The organism is Vibrio sp. 1978 (genome assembly GCF_033344345.1).
Window position 1 is genome coordinate 1 of the sequence record NZ_JAWPOP010000400.1, and the last position, 742, is coordinate 742.

Here is a 742-nt window from a genome sequence, read left to right on the forward strand (position 1 = left end):
CCGCGTTTTGCACCATGAAACAGAGCTTCTGGATTGGTCGTTGCGAAGTTGCCTGACAAGCTCACTCTTTTCCCACGGTTGGCCTTGATCTCTCTTGCCGGTTTTTCTCCCCAAATCAAAATATTGTGTTTTGTCAGCTCTTCAACATTTTGTGGCGTGCCGTATTTTTCTAAGTAACTCGGCGCTGCATAAAACTGAGCTTTGTGTTCGAACAGCGGGGTTGCTTTAAAGCTTAATGAATTGAGCTGTTCTAAATGACGACTGATGAAGAGATCCAAACTCAGTTCCGGCAGTTGACCGGGTAGCGTCGTGGTGAGTTGCAGAGTGATATCGGGGTATTTTTCTAGAAAATCATCAAGGTAGTGGACTAAAAACTTAGAACCTACCGCCAACGTTGCGCCAATCTTTAACAGACCGGCCGGAGACTGGTTTACTGAGCGAGTTTCATCTAACACGGACTGCCAAGAGTCAAGTTGCACTTTGGCTCGTTCGTAGAATAGGGCACCAGCTTCGGTTTGACTTATTGAACGAGTGGTACGCTTGAGTAACTGGACGCCAATTTTGTCCTCTAACCACTGGATACGCTTGCTGATGGCAGAGCTTGTCGTGTTGAGCTTCCGGGCGGCTGCATTGAAGCTGCCTTCTTCGATAACTCGAATGTAACTATGTACACTTTGAATCCAGTCCATTAAGTCCTCCGAGGAAATAATTCCTTTCCAATTTAGCTGATTATCATCGTTGA

1 protein-coding gene is annotated in these 742 nt (G+C 46.1%); it reads right to left on the minus strand.

What is annotated here, in order from left to right; translation table 11 throughout:
• A partial coding sequence (locus R8N49_RS26860) for a LysR family transcriptional regulator (RefSeq protein WP_318190419.1) occupies positions 1-689 on the minus strand: 689 nt, incomplete at its 3' end.
• Positions 690-742 lie beyond the last annotated feature (53 nt).